Annotated in this window: 17 protein-coding genes; 12 read left to right on the plus strand and 5 right to left on the minus strand. The window is 35.9% G+C overall.

Annotation, left to right across the window (positions count from 1 at the left end; translation table 11 throughout):
• Positions 1-27: 27 nt before the first annotated feature.
• From CD126_RS12480 to CD126_RS08270, 10 genes are all read left to right on the plus strand, one after another.
• A complete protein-coding gene (locus CD126_RS12480) occupies positions 28-123 on the plus strand; it encodes a Trp-rich small protein (RefSeq protein ID WP_088606353.1) in 96 nt (31 codons plus the stop codon).
• 255 nt (positions 124-378) lie between these two features.
• On the plus strand, positions 379-600 hold the full coding sequence (locus CD126_RS08230) for an SE1626 family protein (RefSeq protein WP_049406466.1): 222 nt from the start codon (positions 379-381) through the stop codon (positions 598-600).
• A gap of 287 nt (positions 601-887) precedes the next feature.
• On the plus strand, positions 888-1,265 hold the full coding sequence (gene pmtR / locus CD126_RS08235; RefSeq protein ID WP_002471752.1) for a PSM export ABC transporter transcriptional regulator PmtR: 378 nt from the start codon (positions 888-890) through the stop codon (positions 1,263-1,265).
• On the plus strand, positions 1,265-2,170 hold the full coding sequence (pmtA, locus tag CD126_RS08240; protein WP_049406463.1) for a phenol-soluble modulin export ABC transporter ATP-binding protein PmtA: 906 nt from the start codon (positions 1,265-1,267) through the stop codon (positions 2,168-2,170). Before pmtR ends, pmtA begins: the two co-directional genes overlap by 1 nt.
• Positions 2,167-2,850 carry a phenol-soluble modulin export ABC transporter permease subunit PmtB gene (pmtB, locus tag CD126_RS08245; RefSeq protein WP_049406462.1) on the plus strand — a complete coding sequence of 228 codons (684 nt, stop codon included), beginning with the start codon at positions 2,167-2,169 and terminating at the stop codon, positions 2,848-2,850. The genes pmtA and pmtB (CD126_RS08245) overlap by 4 nt, the downstream gene beginning before the upstream one ends.
• Before the next feature lie 20 nt (positions 2,851-2,870).
• Entirely contained in the window at positions 2,871-3,533 is a 663-nt protein-coding gene (gene pmtB / locus CD126_RS08250) for a phenol-soluble modulin export ABC transporter permease subunit PmtB (protein WP_049406460.1), read from the plus strand.
• A gap of 12 nt (positions 3,534-3,545) precedes the next feature.
• Complete coding sequence (pmtC, locus tag CD126_RS08255; protein ID WP_049406458.1) at positions 3,546-4,418, plus strand: phenol-soluble modulin export ABC transporter ATP-binding protein PmtC; 873 nt, start codon at positions 3,546-3,548, stop codon at positions 4,416-4,418.
• Entirely contained in the window at positions 4,418-5,146 is a 729-nt protein-coding gene (gene pmtD / locus CD126_RS08260; RefSeq protein ID WP_049406456.1) for a phenol-soluble modulin export ABC transporter permease subunit PmtD, read from the plus strand. The genes pmtC and pmtD overlap by 1 nt, the downstream gene beginning before the upstream one ends.
• A gap of 193 nt (positions 5,147-5,339) precedes the next feature.
• Positions 5,340-5,900, plus strand: a complete 561-nt coding sequence (locus CD126_RS08265) for a DUF1700 domain-containing protein (protein ID WP_103370302.1) — start codon at positions 5,340-5,342, stop codon at positions 5,898-5,900.
• Positions 5,897-6,754, plus strand: a complete 858-nt coding sequence (locus tag CD126_RS08270; RefSeq protein ID WP_049406452.1) for a DUF4097 family beta strand repeat-containing protein — start codon at positions 5,897-5,899, stop codon at positions 6,752-6,754. The genes CD126_RS08265 and CD126_RS08270 overlap by 4 nt, the downstream gene beginning before the upstream one ends.
• A 60-nt stretch (positions 6,755-6,814) precedes the next feature.
• Here the strand turns inward: CD126_RS08270 and CD126_RS08275 are convergent, their stop codons facing one another.
• Positions 6,815-7,855: a C45 family autoproteolytic acyltransferase/hydrolase gene (locus CD126_RS08275; RefSeq protein WP_103370303.1), complete on the minus strand. Its 1,041-nt coding sequence runs from the start codon at positions 7,853-7,855 to the stop codon at positions 6,815-6,817.
• Positions 7,856-8,275: 420 nt separating this feature from the next.
• Here CD126_RS08275 and CD126_RS08280 point away from each other — a divergent pair, with 420 nt between their 5' ends.
• Complete coding sequence (locus CD126_RS08280) at positions 8,276-8,446, plus strand: hypothetical protein (protein WP_088606350.1); 171 nt, start codon at positions 8,276-8,278, stop codon at positions 8,444-8,446.
• A gap of 50 nt (positions 8,447-8,496) precedes the next feature.
• On the opposite strand, the gene CD126_RS08285 is transcribed toward CD126_RS08280, so the two are convergent.
• Positions 8,497-8,904: a YolD-like family protein gene (locus tag CD126_RS08285; RefSeq protein WP_049406448.1), complete on the minus strand. Its 408-nt coding sequence runs from the start codon at positions 8,902-8,904 to the stop codon at positions 8,497-8,499.
• A 215-nt stretch (positions 8,905-9,119) separates the two neighbouring features.
• Here CD126_RS08285 and pglS point away from each other — a divergent pair, with 215 nt between their 5' ends.
• Complete coding sequence (gene pglS / locus CD126_RS08290; RefSeq protein ID WP_049406446.1) at positions 9,120-10,157, plus strand: 6-phosphogluconolactonase; 1,038 nt, start codon at positions 9,120-9,122, stop codon at positions 10,155-10,157.
• A 149-nt stretch (positions 10,158-10,306) separates the two neighbouring features.
• On the opposite strand, the gene CD126_RS08295 is transcribed toward pglS, so the two are convergent.
• The 3 genes from CD126_RS08295 to CD126_RS08305 form a co-directional block, all read right to left on the minus strand.
• On the minus strand, positions 10,307-11,686 hold the full coding sequence (locus CD126_RS08295) for an aldehyde dehydrogenase (RefSeq protein WP_103370304.1): 1,380 nt from the start codon (positions 11,684-11,686) through the stop codon (positions 10,307-10,309).
• A 284-nt stretch (positions 11,687-11,970) separates the two neighbouring features.
• The gene (locus tag CD126_RS08300; protein WP_049406443.1) at positions 11,971-12,897 is read right to left on the minus strand and encodes a manganese-dependent inorganic pyrophosphatase; all 927 of its coding nucleotides are present in this window, start codon (positions 12,895-12,897) and stop codon (positions 11,971-11,973) included.
• Between the two features lie 60 nt (positions 12,898-12,957).
• On the minus strand, positions 12,958-13,512 hold the full coding sequence (locus CD126_RS08305) for a cysteine hydrolase family protein (RefSeq protein ID WP_103370305.1): 555 nt from the start codon (positions 13,510-13,512) through the stop codon (positions 12,958-12,960).
• Positions 13,513-13,568: the final 56 nt, after the last annotated feature.

Consider the following 13,568-nt stretch of genomic DNA (forward strand, 5'->3'; position numbering starts at 1 on the left):
ATTTCGATATGTGGGAGGTGTAGTATAATGGAGTGGTGGCAAGATTTAATCATCACCATCCTTTCAGGTGGCATCCTCATTATCTTCCGAATTTGGTTAGAGAATAAATGGAAAGATAAATAGGTGGCCTTACACGTTAAAAAAACCCCAAGTCAGGTTGCGGCTGACTTGGGGTTGTGTAGTATAATTCGTGGACAACTTAATTGTAGCATTAGTGAAATAATACAGCAAGGTATTTATATAATTGTTTGTATTAAGTTGCGCGATAGACACATCGTCAGCTATGAATTAAAGAGTATTAAGATGATACAATAATGGTGATCGACTTAGTAAAGAGATGATGACTTTGTTATACTGATAATGTTTTGAGGTGAAATGATGAAACATTTAACGAAAATCTTTGTGACTTTAGCAATTATCTTATTTATAGTTGGTTATTACTTACAAGCGACAGATCATGAAAGTACAGGCATCAAACTGCTCATTGCCGCTATTATGTTTATGATTTGTGCTTTTATTAACCGTAGTAATGATCGCCGTAAGAAGCGGGAAGAATATTACCGTAAACAACAAGTGGAAAAACAACGTAAAAAGAAGTAAATAGTGAGAGAGTAGGTAATTCTCACTTTCTAAAATGAATACTTAATATAAGCACGTTCCGTAATCTTTGATTATGGAGCGTTTTTTGTATGTACAATCTTAGGGATTGAGTAGTAAATTGAAAAATGTTTAGGTGTACATGTTAATTTTTGACTGTGTATATACAGAATATGTACAGTCTAACTCCCGTAATAGCACGTTTTTTAACATAAATTTTACTCAGAGGGTTTACAATATTGTGTATAGTGTGTATGCTATGTATATACAGTTGATAGGGGAGGACGTTCATGAAAATACTTTTGAAAAATAATAGTGAACAGCCGATTTACGAACAGATAAAACAACAAGTGAAAGAGAACATCCTTAAGGGAATCGTTGCACCTGGGGAACATCTTCCTTCTATGCGTGAGCTCGCACAAGATTTAAGCGTCAGTGTGATTACAACTAAGCGTGCTTATGAAGATCTTGAGAAAGATGGCTTTGTCTATACCATTCGCGGTAAGGGCACTTTCGTTAAAGAACAAGATAGTAATATCTTGAAAGAGAAGCAATTTATAGTTATCGAATCCTACGCGAAATCAATGGCGAAAGAAGCTAAGACGATTGGCATGTCGTTATCCGAATTAGTAGACATTCTATCACTCATCTATGAGGAGGAAGAATGATGAATGCGATTGAGTTAAATAATGTGAGCTATAAGACGAAACGCTTTCAGTTAGACGATATCTCATTTAATGTACCTCAAGGATTTGTCACTGGTTTCATTGGGGCGAACGGATCAGGTAAGACAACAATTATTCGCTTGATTATGGATTTGTTACAAGCGGATAAAGGTTCAATTCGCTTATTTGGTAAATCCATGAACATGGATGAAGTAGGGATTAAAGAGAAAATCGGATTTGTCTATTCTGAACTCTATTTAAACGATAAGTGGACGATTAAAAAAGCTGAAAAAATGATTGCACCATTTTATAAAAAGTGGAATCACGATACCTTCTATGATTATTTAAACAAATTCGGTTTACCCTACAAAGCAAAAATTAAGACCTTATCTACTGGAATGAAGATGAAGCTAAACATTGCTTTCGCATTTAGTCATGATGCTGAATTATTCATTCTTGATGAGCCAACAGCAGGTCTTGACCCAATCGTTCGCAATGAAGTCTTAGATTTAATTCAGAAAGAATTGATTAACGAGAACAAGACAGTTTTGCTTTCTACGCACATTATTTCAGACTTAGAAAAGATTGCTGATTACTTAGTTTATCTTAAAGACGGCGATATCATCTTAGATAATTATTTAGATGAAATCATCCAAAACTACAAAATTGTGCGCGGACCTAACGATTTGCTTGATGATGAACTTAAAGATTTAACCATCTTCCATGAAGATAATAAAACAGGCTTTACTGCACTAACTAAAGAACATCAAGTATTTGAAGAACTCTTTGGTAATCAAGTGATGGTAAGCAATCCAACTATTGAAGAACTTATGATTTATTTAGGTAAAGGTGATATAGAAGGGAGCCACAGTTCTCATCAAAGTCAAGACGAGGTGGCTAGTGAATGAAACAACTCTTACTGAGAAATATCAAGCTTAGAAAAACTACGCTAATAATCTATGTTCTGTTGATAGCTATTTCACCTTTACAATGCCTAATACCAACTGGAAGTATCTTAGGAAATTGGTTAACTGGTATTTTAGCAACAATTCTTATTGTTATCGTTATTAAGGATTCAGCTCATTTGTTTCGTTTTCATAATAAATTAGGTAAAGACTCGTACTATTACCAAGCGAGTTTACCAGTAAGTAAATTTTCTTTGCTTAACGCTAATTTATTAACCATGTTGATTTTTACTATTATTGGAAGTTTGATCCTATTAGTTTATCAACCTACGGTGAGTACATCTGATGCAGAGATGGGAACAATAAATTGGATTACAACTTATATTACAATTAACTTCATAACAATACCAATCGCTTTTAAACGATATACAGAAGTTAAATCTGATAAAGTAAACTATCTAACATATATTATAACTATGAACTTTATTCTACCACTATTATTAATAATAATTATTCTAATTGTTGGTTTTGTGTTTATAGATACAGGTTTAATAAGTGAAAATGATGCAGATTATTTTGTTGAAAAAAGTGAACCATATTTTGATATTACACCAGTTATTATCAGTACGATATGGCTCTTAATCAACTACTACATTCAAAGTAAGAAAGTCAGAAATAAATAATACGAGAGGAGTGACCTTCCATGAAAAGTTTAGTCATCCGAAATTTGAAGCTGCGTCAGACAACGATTATTATTTATTTAATTTTAGCACTCCTCTCACCATTACAATTTTTAATTAGATATAAATTAGTTTATTCAATTTCTGAGCTTATATTCCCATTTTTGGTAGTCATATTTTACTTCCTATCCATCAAAGATTCAGCCCATATATTTAGAGTACATCATAAGTTAGGTGAACAAGCTTATTGGTTCTTTGGAAGCTTACCACTATCCAAGAAACAAATGTTGAATGCGAACTACATTACAATGTTGATTTTCACGCTAGGTGGAGCGATTGTATTAGGACTATATTCTATTCCGCTTTCTGTAATGAATGGAATGAATTGGACTTATGCTATTCCACTAGTATACGTAGCTGTAAACTTCTTCACCATACCATGTGTGTTTAGAAGATATACCGAAGTTAAACAAGAACGAATAACTTATTTATTCCATATATTAGCTATGTGCTTGCTACTGCCATTAGCAATTACAATGATTTACCTCGGTATGCGCGTATTTATTCTTGGATACCTAGATAACTACATTAACGTCTTTAATCCGTGGTTTAACTCAGGTTATCTTTTAGTCAGCGCTGTAATGTTGATTATTAACTATTTTATCCAACTTAAAAAAGTAAGTTAAAGGAGGAATTAGATGCAATTACAAGAAGTAACTAAGACATATAATGATAATACTGTCTTAGATAAGATTGACTTTGATTTCGGTAAAAGTCAGATTGTCGGTTTAATTGGTAAAAACGGTGTTGGTAAAACAACACTAATGAAAATTATGAACGGTAATATTGCGAATTATCAAGGTAAAGTAGATTTAGGTAAGAATCATAATATGGGGTATTTAATTGAAAATCCTAAGCTTTATGACAATAAAACAGGTCTTAACAACTTGAAACAATTCGCTCAAGTATTAGGGAAAGGCTTCGATAAAGGATATACTGACAAAATTATCGATGCATTCGGTATGCGTCCTTATATGAATAAAAAGGTTAAGAAATACTCCATGGGTATGAAACAAAAGCTAGCTATCGCAGTTTCTCTCATGAGTAAACCGAAGTTCCTTATCTTGGACGAGCCTACAAACGGTATGGACCCAGATGGTTCTATTGATGTACTTAAGACGATTCAGTCTTTAGTACAAGATCTCGGTATGAAAATCTTAATTTCTAGTCACAAATTAGAAGATATTGAATTGATTTGTGATCGTGCTGTGTTCTTAAGAGATGGTCACTTTGTGCAAGACGTGGATATGTCAGAAGGAGCGCCATCAGATAGCACCGTGCTTACTATTAATCCAGACGAATTTGGAACAGCGCTTGAATTATTAACTGAGAAGTTCAATGTTATACAATCTCATAAAGAAAGTGGAGAAATTATTCTTAAAGCTCAAAAAGATTACAAACCACTTCTAAAAGCTTTAGCATCTAAAGATATTTATCCAAAATACATTGAAACACGTAAAAGTTCTCTACGTGATACTTACTTTAGTATTAATCAGAGAGGTGATAAATAATGAATCCATTACAATTAGTTAAATATGATTTGTATAGCATAATTAAAAGTCCGTTAACATATATTGCACTTATCTTAGCTATCGTACCTCAGATTGGTATTACTTACATGTTTGTTCACCAGAATGATTCAGTACCATCTGGAGCTATCATTGGTATGGCAGCTTGGTTCTTTACAGTTACTGGATTATTATTCGTCATCAAAACGATTACGCGTGATTTATCTCAAGGTACGATTCAGCTCTACATGAACAAGACAAAGAACAGAATCGGTTATATTATCGCTAAGACAATTTCTATAGTATTAATCGCTGTGCTATTCATGTTAATCTTGACTATTTATACTCAAATCGTACAAGCATGTGTTGATACTGATTCAATCAAAACACATAAATACTTTGATTATTTATGGTTTATCATCCTAACTTACTTATTCTATGGTCTTTTCTTATTCCTAATTGCTTTAATTGTGCCAAAACCAGCATTGATTTTCACATTAGGAATTTTCTTAATTATCATCGTTCCTGTTGCAGATTCATTCTTACCCATGATTCCGCATTTCGGTGATAAAATCAAAGATGCACTTAAATATATACCATTTGGTTATATTCCTGAAAAAACGCAAGGAACAGACCAAACATTCTCAAACTGGCAATGGTTTATTACTCCAGCGTCAATCGTAGTATTATTTGTGATTAACTTATTCTACGGTGCTAAAAAAGATATCTAATAAGACATGTGGGTATGGGTGAATATTCATCTATATCCACTTTATTTATGTTAAATATCCCTTGAAATGGGATGCATCTCACATGCGCGTATGCTATATTTAAAGAAATAATATAATTTATTTGTCTATAATGATACATATAATTAACTATTGTTATTTTAATAATATATTCCTAGTTAATGGCGGTTTTAATATGGATAAGATTACTTTTCTTAACGAACTCGAACAAGAATTGCATCGTCTATCAAAGTATAAACGGGATTTAAAAATGTTCGAGTATGAACGATATTTTTTCGACGAAGAAAAAAAAGGAAAAAATGAATATCAGATCGTAGGGGAGTTACCTGCTCCTAAGCAAATCGCTAAAGATATTATGGTCAACGATGATTTGAAGAAAGCTGAATTTGAACCTACGATGAAGAATGTAATGCGCGCACTTTCTACATCCTTTAGTGTGAGTTTGCTATCATCAATCATTCTGCTAATACCTATAGTTACTATTGCAATTCTTTTTATTGGCTTACTTTTATTGGGATGCGGTTTTATTGTCACACCCCTTATCTTATTACTTAACGGAGTGATGAATGATAACCTTAGCATGGCCTTAAGTAACTATCTCTTCACCTTTGCATATGTAGGAATAGGGTTGATGATTATTGCTGTCGTCCTAAGTTTGACGCATGTACTCTATCGATACATTATTAAATATTTACGTTGGAATAACGATAAGATGAAAAGGAGAGCCTTAACATGAAGCGATTATTCATCATTGGATTGAGCCTTTTTATCATTTGCTTTCTAGCTGCTACCCTTGTTTGGTTTGGCTTTGAACATAAAAAGTTTCAAATTAACGAATATCAAAAAACGTTTCATCAAGATGCGGATGATCTTACGGTTAATTTGAAATCCCAAGTAAGACAAGACGTGACGATTAAGAAAGGACAACACTTTGCCATTCACTATAAAGGTAAAAGATATATTCGTCATACACATTCAAACAATCATTTAACAATTAGTGAGAAGGTAAATAAGAAAGATCGTTATGGTATGAACTTCAATCCATTTCGACTTAAGAAAGATAGTTTAGTTATTACTGTTCCTCCTAAAAAGCTAAGTTCCCTGAAGATACATAATGTTGATGGTGAGCTTACGATTAAAGATATTGCTACTAAATCTTTAAATTTGGAATCAACAGAATATAGTAATCCTAAACTCAATATAGAAGATTCTAAGATTGAAAGACTTAAGTATTTAACTACGCGATTAAGAGCTCACATTAGTAATTGCGAAATACTCGGTGGCAAGCTCAAGACAGACGAGGGCGAACTCAAATTGCATAAAACATTATTAAAAAACGTAGCAGTGATAAATCATGAAAATGATATCAATCTTACAGATATGCAACCATTGTGTAACTTTAAGGCATCTTCTGATAATGGAGATATCCATCTGAATTATCAACATAAACCGAAAGATACATCACTAAAGCTTAATCCTATATTTGGTAAAGAACATATTGATAATCAGTATTTTAAAGATTATAGGGTAGGGAACGGTAATAATAAAATCGAGCTTTATACGTATTATGGAGATATTTATATTAAATAAGATGAAGGTCCGAGTAAGGAGAATAACAAAATCTTTTCTCCTTAACTCGGTCTTTCTTTATTAGTGTGTCGCAAAAGTAAGATCTGTATCAATTGCTCCTTTGAGAGGAGATAGGTTAATCTCGTTTCCGTTTAACCAATCATTAAAGTTAAAGACACGTGGGGTATCATTTTCACCTAAAGTAATCCAAGCTTCTAAAGATTGAGGCTTATAGAGAACGGTATGGATGGTGCCAGACCAACTTTTAAATAACTTACTATAAATGCCATATTGCGGATCATTAAATAACTGAAAGGCATCATCTGGCTTCAAACCATGAGAAGTATGTTTCAGCACTTGATGTAAGCGTGCTTTCGATTCTTTAGTATAATTACGATTCTCATGAGTCAGTAGTTTAAAATGATTGGTACACGTTCTGTCATAACGTACTTCAATTGAACGTGGCGAAACTTCGATGATGGCATGGTTAAGGTGTTTATCCATAACGATATAGCTAAATGAACTACGATGCGGTATTTCTTTAAGAAATTGAATGGCTTCAGGTACATCTTTACAATACTGAAGAATAAGTCGACCAATCATATAACAAACGAAGCCGTTCTTAGGTTTCTTTCGATGCATAAAGTTGTAACCCATGACTAAACCTGCCTCGTTCATTCCATCCATGCGTCCTGTAATTCTTGACGTAGGGCCGATTTGAGCAAGACCGCTATCGTTTGGTTTAAAGAGTAAATATCGGCCGTCATATGTAGCTGGATGATAATCATAGTTTCTCAATAAATAATCATCACCGATGTAAACGGTACAGCCACTATCTTTCAAAACGGTAAAGCGATAATGTGCGAAATTGAGAAGCATCTGTCGTGTAGGCAAATTAAGTACATCTTGCATTCCTCTGAGTTCTTCCCAAATCTGAGGCGCATAGGTTTGGAAGATTTGATATGTTTCATTGATATCGATATCAAATCTCGGTGTTCGTTTACGCCATTCTTTTTCACGATTTTTCAAAATTTCAGTTGTTTGTAACCACTTAGCTGTTTCCACGCCTAAGTCATAATGAGACCCTTTGAACGTCATAATTTCAGATGAGACCTGTTGCACCGATAAAACCTCTTTCTTACAAAATTGTAATTATAGTGTAATTTGATATTAATGGTAAATTCTACACTGAGCATTTAAAATATAATCAAACTCAACAAAAATGTGGGAGTGATGATGATTTACCGTACTATAGTCAATGTCCTCAAGAACTGGTGGGCAAGATAAGAATCTGTTACTTTAGCTTACGATGTTAGACCCCACATATTCACCGAAGACGTATAAATGATTTGCGGATTTCAATTCAACTTTGATAGTATCACAAGGTGTTTGAAGTGTCAGTCAATCTAACTTCTATTGAGTAATAGAGAAATATAATATCTTTTTGCATAATTGAGATGAGAAAGGGTATATATTTATTGATACTTCGAAATGTGCTATCATAGTGATAGTGACGCAATATAAATACGAGGTGAACAAGACATGTGGAATTTTATCAAAGGTTTATTTAAATTTACATTCGGCACAATTTTAACACTTTCTTTACTTGCAGGTGTTGGTGCTGTAGTTTTCGCTTTTGTATTCAAAAAAGACTTTGAAGACATCGAAAACAAAACAAAACAAATCGTTTCTGATATTGAATCACATGATTAATCATGTGAATATCAACGGTTATAGCATTTGCTATAACCGTTTTTTCTATACTAAGCGAGAAAATGAATAGCAGTTATATCTAATAAGGAGAAAGTGAGTGGTTTATCGGAATGATAATCGCGACCTTTCAAACTCATATTCAACATATCAATATGTGTAATATGCAGTTCGACGTTATGTAGAGCACCGGCTTGATAGTATTCCATTTGCACAGGTTGCTCATCATGCAAGGCTTGATGCATCTTGCAATTCAATTCATTCAACTGATCCTCTGATAATGTTGGACGCTGAATCTTATCTTGATCAAGTATGTATTCATGAATACGTTCGAACTGTTCGGGTAAAGTAGCGAACGGTGCCCATTTGACCATACCTCGACCTTGCGGAATCTGAGAATCCAAGTATTCTCTAGGGATCTTGCGATAATCCGTCTCGTCTTTGTACTTATCAGGAATCATTGTAACCTCCACCTTTCACTCAATATTATAGAACAAGTGTTCGCATATAGCAAGTCTTTTCCTCTCAATTTCAGATAATTAATTTTACTCACAAAGAGCGAATTACCACTCTTGATAAACATCCCAGGCGTATTCACTTCACTAAAAACATTTCAGTGTTAATTCAAACGGGTATTTATTAGAATGAAGTTAACAATACATTGGAGGGTTCAATAATGACGCAAGGCTTTGTAGGTACGTATACGAAAGCGTCAGGCAAAGGTATTTATCGCTTTGATCTCGACGAATCACAAGGGACAATTTCAAATGTGGAAACTGGATATGAATTAGAAGGTTCAACATATATTAATCAACACCAAGATTTCTTGTATGCTGTGACGAAAGAAGAAGACGGCGAAGATTGTGGCATCACTAGCTTTAAGATTAAAGAAGACGGCACGCTCGGTTATATCAATGACTGTCTCGTTTCTCGAGGCAATGGTTGCTATGTAGAGGCGGCTTCAAATGGCGAGTACGTGTTTGAAGCATGTTATGGCGCAGGACTGGCTCGTCTCTATAAGATTAACTCTCAGTTTGGGCATATTGAAGGGCTCATGCATGAGTTAAAGCATGACTATGAAACAGGTCCTAAAGAACGTCAAGATGCGCCACACGTGCACATGATGAAAGAAACACCAGATCATCAGTATATGGTAGCGCTTGACTTGGGCACAGATAAGCTTGTGACATATCAGTTTGGTATGGATGGCTTGAAAGAATATGCTGTTTACGACTTTGAGCCAGGAGATGGACCACGTCATATCGCTTTCCATGAGGATGGTAAGCATGCATATGTCGTCCACGAATTGTCCAATTATGTGAGTGTGATGACGTATGAAGACGGTGAGTTCAAAGAGGTGGAACGCCATTTAACGATTCCTGAATCATTTGATGGAGATACGAAACTCGCAGCTGTACGTCTTTCTCACGACCAGAAGTTTGTCTATATCAGTAACCGCGGTCACGACAGCATCGCTATTTTCAAAGTAACTGAAGCTGCTGAAGGATTAGAGTTAGTGGATATTTTTAAAAGTGGTGGTAGTTTCCCACGCGATTTCAATATTAGTCCTTCTGATGATTATCTCGTTTGTGCACATCAAGAAGACGATTCTGTCCTTACGGTGTTTAAAAGAGATAAAGAAACAGGGGAATTGACGATGACTGATAATCAAGCTCATGCGCCAGAAGGTGTATGCGTACAATTCGTTCAATAATAAAATAAGAGTCTGGGACGTTGAATATGCGTCCCGGACTCTTTTTAAACATACCAAAGGTCGCGACGCACTCGCAACGAACGCTCGACCCGCTCTATACAACTAAAGTGAAGAGGGGAGCGTTAAAGTTGAGTGCACGCGACCTCATTTTATTTATTGAAAAATTGTTTAATATATTTAAATTTGCCTTTATAAGGCGGGAACATCAGTCCAGATTCCAATCGAGTGGATTTAAAGACATAAGATTTATCATGACTAAAAGTATCGAAACTATAACGACCATGATAGTGACCCATACCTGATTGACCCACGCCACCAAACGGTAAGTTAGGATTAGCCAATTGCATTACCGTATCATTGATCGCACCTGAACCAAAGGAAAGCTCGTTCAATACGCGATCAGTTACATTCTCATCTTCACTAAATAAATATAAGCTAAGCGGTTTAGGTCTAAATTTGATAATATCAAAAGCTTCATCTAGCTCGCCATACGTCAATATAGGGAGAAGCGGTCCAAAGATTTCCTCCTGCATAATCGCTGAATCAGTCGTCACTGTATCTAACAACGTCGGCGCAATAAATCGTTCTTCGCGTCGAGTCTCTCCACCCATAATAATTTCAGGTTCGTGAATATTGAGTAAATCATTTAAGCGATTGAAATGCTTATCATTCACGATACGACCGAAATCAGGGCTTTGAATTGGATCTTGACCATAGAATTCAGTAATTGTCTTTTTCAGCGCTTCGATAAGGTCATTTTTAACTTTCTCCTGAACGAGAATATAATCTGGTGCCACACACGTTTGACCGGCATTCATCATCTTACCAAATATAATACGCTCACTCGCGACCTTAATATTAGCGGTCTCATCGACGATCACTGGCGACTTGCCACCAAGTTCAAGTGTCACTGGCGTAAGGTGTTTACTTGCTGCCTCATAGACGATACGTCCAACTTTTTCGCTACCAGTAAAGAAGATGTAGTCAAAGTGTTGTGCTAGCAATGCTTGGTTGGTTTCAACACTACCTTCGATCACGGTAACGTAATGCTCATCGAATGCCTCAGTAATAATTTCTCGAAGCACCTGACTTACGTGTGGAGTGAACTCTGAAGGTTTCACCACTGCAGTGTTACCTGCTGCTATAGCTCCAATCAATGGCTCCATCACGAGTTGGAAAGGGTAGTTAAATGGTCCAATAATTAGAACACTGCCATAAGGTTCTTTCATAATGTAACTTTTAGAGGGGAACATGTAGAGCGGCGTATCTACTTGTTTCGTTTTCGACCAGTTTTTCAATTCTTTACGTGCATGTTTGATGCTTTTTAAGGTATAGCCAATTTCAGTCATATACGCTTCGATATTGCTTTTACCTAAATCTTCTTTCAGAGCTGAGAGCAGCTGATCTTCATAATGTTTAATGCTCTTACTGAGTGCCTTGAGATGTTTTTTACGGAATTTAATGTCTTTAGTGACATGAGTATTAAAGTATTGTTGATTTGCGCGAACGCGTGCTTCAATCGTACTCACAGTGAAGCCTCCTATATAAATTCTATATCTATGATGTGGGCAGGGGATCTCGCTACTTAGAAATCGCCTTGGGTAAAATGATCCATCGTCAGGCTCAGAATGATTCAAATAGCACTGCACCACACAGAAAATTATGTATTCTCCTCATATAAAGAAAAATTGTAAGAATAAGAAGAAAGTAGAATTTCAACTGAAATCCTACTTTCCATTACAACTGAGAAGTCACTTTCTCAGTTCTTTATATACCCTCATTTATTAGTTTCAAGCGCGTGTGCTAGTATCGCTTAGCTTAACGCGTCAGTAATTGGGGGTACGACTTGTTTCTTACGAGATACAACACCTGGTAAGAATGCAGTACTATTTTCTAATTGAACGTTAAATGCTTCGCCAACTTTGTCTTTATCTGCACCAGTCACTAATACTTTAGAGTCACTGTTAATGATGTCAGTTACGAGTAAGACGAAGACATCGTATTGTTGTTCTGCACTTACTTTGTTCATTTCATTCTCTAATTCTTCAGCACGGTCGAATACTTCATCGATATCTACTGTATTCACTTGTGCGATGCGTGTTACGTGATCACCCATGTTGAATGATTTCGCATCTAAATCGATAAGTTCTGCAGCTGATTTGTCCGCTGTAGAAGCACCTGCTTTTAACATTTCAAGACCATATTCTTCTAAGTCGACGTTAGCGATTGATTTCAAATCTTCAGCAGCATTGCGATCTTCGTCTGTGCAAGTTGGAGATTTGAATAATAAGCTGTCTGAAATAATACCAGAAATCATGAGACCTGCGATTTCAGGTTTGATTTCAAAGCCGCGTTCTTTGAACATTTTATAAAGAATCGTTGCAGTACAGCCTACAGGTTCAGCACGATAGTAAAGCGGTGCTGCTGTTTCGAAGTTAGCGATGCGGTGATGGTCAATCACGTGTTTGATATTTGCATCAGCGATGGAGTCTGCACTTTGTTGAAATTCGTTATGGTCAACTAAGATAACATCTTGATCTTCAAGGTTATCAGTGAGTAACTCAGGTGCAGACACTTTGAAGTGATCTAAGGCAAATTGAGTTTCTGGACTGATGTCGCCTAAACGGTAAGCTGTCGCATCAGTGTTTCCTGTTTGCTTTTCGAAATCTGCCATGATTAATGCAGATGAAATTGCATCTGTATCAGGGTTTTTATGTCCGAAAATATATGTTTTAGCCATTTGTTGATTCTCCTCTTCATACTTGTTTCTCATTTGTTAATATTTTAGCACGATTAGGACTTATTGTTCTACCACAGCACCTAAAGAATTTGCGAAATGACCTAAAGCCCACTTGTGACCATTGTCATCGAATGAAGCTACCCCTTTAGCTGGAATCGTCAATTTGTAGTTTAAATTATAAGCTGACACAGCTGTGTGTAGAACACAAATATCCGTACAGACACCGACGATTTCAAGCTCCGTAATACCACGTTCGCGTAACATCAAATCTAACGGTGTACCACTGAATGAGTCGTAGCGCGTTTTATCCAAATAGTGTACGTAATCGTTGTACTGAATGCGTTGGTAAATGTCGTTCACACGCCCATAAAGCTCTCTGCCTAACGTCCCTTCAATGTTATGAGGCGGGAAGAGTTGACTTTCAGGATGGAACGGGGCATCTTCGTAATGTAAATCCATCATAAAGAAGATGGTGTCTTGACTATTGTTGTACTCTTCAATGCGACTGACGATAAAGGGTTCAATCGCTTGGCCAGCCTCTCCACACGTGAGCGCTCCATTCGGCGCCACAAAGTCATTTGAATAGTCTACTACGATTAAAGCACGTTTCGTCATATAACATCCCCCTTGAGTTTAAGTGTAAATCGAGTTGAGTTAAGCATAACGCATTG

Origin of the sequence: Staphylococcus pettenkoferi, assembly GCF_002902685.1 — a bacterium.
Classification (GTDB): Bacteria; Bacillota; Bacilli; order Staphylococcales; family Staphylococcaceae; genus Staphylococcus; species Staphylococcus pettenkoferi.